Here is a 3,682-nt window from a genome sequence, read left to right as displayed (position 1 = left end):
CGTGGTGGGGCGGGTGTGTGGCTGGGGCGGGTGTTGCCGCAAATGTTCACTTTTCAGGTGCTGGGGGCGGGTACGGCGAAAGAGGAAGGGATCCCCCCGGTGGAAGGAAAGATCGTGAGTGTCAATCTGGAGGTCGAGCGCAAGTACGACGTCGGCGCCGGGTTCCGTGTGCCCGACCTTCGTGGGGTGGCGGGGTGTGCGGACGTCGGGACCTCGCGCACCCGCACCTTGACGGCCCTGTACTTCGACACCCCGGATCTGCGTCTGATATCGCGCGGTGTCACGCTGCGGCATCGGACCGGGGACGATGAGGGATGGGATCTGAGGCTGCCCGCCGGTGAGGGTCGGCGAGAGATCCACGACCCGGCCGGACGGGAGGAGGGTGTGCCCGAGCGGCTGGCGCGGCTCGTCACCGCGTTTGTTCGCGGGCGTGAGCTCGTTCCGGTCGCTGAGCTCACGACGGTCCGGACGGAGCGGTCGTTGCTGGCGGAGACGGGGGCCGTGCTGGCCGAGCTCGCCGACGACACGGTGACGGCCCGTCGGTTGGACGATCCGACCACCGCGCCGGACAGGCGGTCGTGGCGTGAGATCGGGGTGGAGTTGGTCAGTGGTCGGCCGGATGTCCTCGATGCCGTGGGGAAGCGGCTGCGCAAGGCCGGCGCGCGTGTTGGCCGCTCCTCCAGCAGGCTCAGCATCGCGCTTGGTGGGGGCGAAGACCGTCCTGGCTGTCAGGGGGGCACCGATACCGCGGCTGAAGTGCTGACCTCCTATCTGGGCCGGCAGAGTGAGGCTCTTCTGGCGTACGACCCGCTGGTACGGCTCGCAGAGCATGACGATGATTCCGTCCACAAGATGCGGGTGGCGGCCAGGCGGATACGGAGCGTACTGCGGACCCACCGCAAGCTTCTGGAGCAGCAGCGCACGCGTGCCCTGGACGCCGAACTCAGATGGCTCACCGATGCCCTGGGTGAGGTCCGCGACCTGGAGGTTCTGCGGGCGCGCTTCGATCGGCGGCTCGCGGCGATTCCCGAGGTCGACGGCCGTCCGGCGTTCATGGTCGGACTGGCCGCGCGTGAGCGGCAGGCACGTGAGCGCCTCCGGCAGACCCTGTCGAGTCCCCGGTACGCCGCGCTCCTGGACTCCCTCGACATCTTCGTCGCCGATCCGCCCGTCACGGAGCGGGCGACCGGGAAGCCGGAGAAGCAGACGGCCAAGGTCATCGGGCGGGCCTGGCGGAAGATGCTGCGGGCCTATGCCGAGGCCGAGGGGCGTCCTGCGGGTGTTGACCGCGACGGCTCTTTGCATAGGACGCGCAAGGCTGCCAAGCGCCTCCGCTACACCGCCGAAGCGGCGGCCCCTGCTCTCGGCAAGCCCGCGCGGAAGCTGGCTCGGCGGGCTGAGCGGGTTCAGGATGTGCTCGGGGTCTATCAGGACGGTGTTGTGGCGGCGAGGCAGGCGAGGCGTTTGGCCGATGAGCCCGGTGGTCGTCCGGGCGATCTCTACACGCTCGGTGTTCTGGCCGGCGACTCCCGGCGGGCGGCGCAGCAGGCCGGGGACGAGATCGCCGGTGTGTGGGAGAAGGCCGTGTCTCGCTAGTGGGTTACGGGGAGTGCAGCCAGAAATCGTGCAGGTCGTGGAAGACGGCATCGTCCTCGAAGTGTGCCATCTGCTCGTCCCGCCATGCCTTGTAGTCCGGAGGCATCTCTGTGCGTTCACCCTCGCGGGCCGCTTCCCGTGAGGTGAAGTAGGCCACGCCGATGCAGACGCCGTCGGGTTGGACGCAGAACAGGCCGCCGATCATGTCGGGTCGCAATCGGGCCAGGGTGTCTTGCGCTTCCTGGGGCAAGAACGGACGGACCGCCTCCCGGTCGCGGACGCGGGTCTGGAGCACCTGGACGAAGCCCGCCTGGTCGGAGCCGTCGTGCCCGAAGGTCTCCACATCGGTGGACTCGTTGACGGTCACCTCGCCGCCGAACAGGGCGCTGGTCCGGTCCCACCACTCGATCTGCTCGCGACGCTTGTCGTTGCGATGGGCCGCTTTCTCGGAAGCGAAACGGGCGAGGCCGATGTAGACCCCGTCGTCGGTCACTCCGCCTGTGCTGCCCAGCCACCCCCGGGCTCCAGGGGCAACGTCCCGGTGCCAGCGGTCGGCCGCCTCGCGCAGGCCCGCCGCGTCACGCGTCGTGCCCTTGACGATCCGGACGCACGCCTTGCGCTGGCCGAACACCGCCCACCTCCTCGTCTGAAGCTATCGACCGTGGGGCAAACCGGACGTCATCCCCGGTTGAAGATCCAGTCGGGCCGCTTCCCGCATTGTGAGCCGGGGCGACCGGCCTGGCGGGTTCACGGTGGATTCATTTGGGCGGATTACGGTCGATATGCCCGTCCGGAAGGTGCGGATTGATGGACCACGTCACGTTCCTGGTCGTCGTCGTGATCATCACGGCGCTGCTCTTCGACTTCACCAACGGCTTCCATGACACCGCCAACGCGATGGCCACCTCGATCGCGACCGGGGCGCTGCGTCCTCGGGTCGCGGTGGCGATCTCGGGGGCGCTCAACCTGGTCGGCGCGTTCCTGTCGGTCGAGGTGGCCAAGACCGTCTCGGGCGGGATCGTGGACGACACGCTCGTCAGTCCGGCGATGATCTTCGCCGGTCTGGTCGGAGCGATCACTTGGAACCTGCTGACCTGGCTGGTCGGGCTGCCGTCGAGTTCCTCGCACGCGCTGTTCGGCGGGCTGATCGGGGCGGTGTGGTTCAGCGCGGGCTCGTCCGGCGTGCATTTCGACACGGTGGTGGAGAAGATCCTTGTTCCGGCGGTGGCGGCGCCGTTCGTGGCGGGGCTCGTGGCGCTGACGGCGACATACCTGGCGTACCGGATCACGGCGGGGGCGCAGGAGGACACCGCCCGCGACGGCTTCCGCGTCGGGCAGATCGCCTCGGCGTCGCTGGTCTCGCTCGCCCACGGCACCAACGACGCGCAGAAGACGATGGGCGTCATCACCCTGACGCTGATCTCGGCGGGGACGCTCGACGGGGGCGCGGACCCGCCGCTGTGGGTGATCGCCTCGGCGGGCCTGGCGATCGCGCTCGGCACCTACGTCGGGGGTTGGCGGATCATCCGGACGATGGGCAGGGGCCTCACCGAGATCGAGTCGCCGCAGGGGTTCGCGGCCGAGTCGGGGTCGACCGCGGTCATCCTGGCCTCCTCGCACCTGGGGTTCGCGCTGTCGACGACCCAGGTGTGCTCCGGCGCGATCCCGTCGACCACGGCAACGTCAACGAGCTGCCGCGGCGGCCCGAGCACGCCTCGACGGCCGCGTAGGAGCGGGGATGGACATCAAGTGGGGCTCGCTCGGCCAGGTCTTCGTGGTCGGCCTCGGCGCGACCGTCGCCGTCGTGGTGATCTTCGCTCTGGGCGTCCTGGCCGTGTCGGCGCGGCAGGCGGCGCAGGAGCGGGGACGGTCCGCCACCGTCCCGGCCGCGGCGGCGGCGCTGTGCTTCGCCGCCTGCGCCGCGATCGTCGTGTACGGCATCTACCTCATCGTCCCCCAGTTCCACTGACGGGCGCTCGGCGCCGGGACGGTGCTGCTGGAGTCCGTCGCGGAGGGCGCGACGAAGTAGGGACTGGCGCGTTGACGTGGGTCCCTGCCTTGAGTGGGGGCTGGTGGGGTGTTGGAC

Annotated in this window: 3 protein-coding genes and 1 pseudogene; 3 read left to right on the top strand and 1 reads right to left on the bottom strand. The window is 69.7% G+C overall.

What is annotated here, in order from left to right:
* A partial coding sequence (locus tag E1298_RS45070) for a CYTH and CHAD domain-containing protein (protein ID WP_207945241.1) occupies positions 1 to 1,596 on the top strand: 1,596 nt, incomplete at its 5' end.
* Between the two features lie 4 nt (positions 1,597 to 1,600).
* Here the strand turns inward: E1298_RS45070 and E1298_RS45065 are convergent.
* Positions 1,601 to 2,227, bottom strand: coding sequence for a hypothetical protein (locus E1298_RS45065; RefSeq protein ID WP_131903508.1), 627 nt, complete (start codon positions 2,225 to 2,227; stop codon positions 1,601 to 1,603).
* A gap of 176 nt (positions 2,228 to 2,403) precedes the next feature.
* On the opposite strand from E1298_RS45065, the pseudogene E1298_RS45060 reads away from it, so the two are divergent.
* Positions 2,404 to 3,222, top strand: a pseudogene (locus E1298_RS45060) (inorganic phosphate transporter); the annotation flags it as partial.
* 112 nt (positions 3,223 to 3,334) lie between these two features.
* Positions 3,335 to 3,565, top strand: coding sequence for a hypothetical protein (locus E1298_RS49975; protein WP_207945240.1), 231 nt, complete (start codon positions 3,335 to 3,337; stop codon positions 3,563 to 3,565).
* The last annotated feature ends 117 nt before the right edge of the window (positions 3,566 to 3,682 follow it).

It is taken from the genome of Actinomadura rubrisoli, assembly GCF_004349215.1.
Classification (GTDB): Bacteria; Actinomycetota; Actinomycetes; order Streptosporangiales; family Streptosporangiaceae; genus Spirillospora; species Spirillospora rubrisoli.
This window is presented reverse-complemented; position numbering and strand designations above follow the sequence as displayed.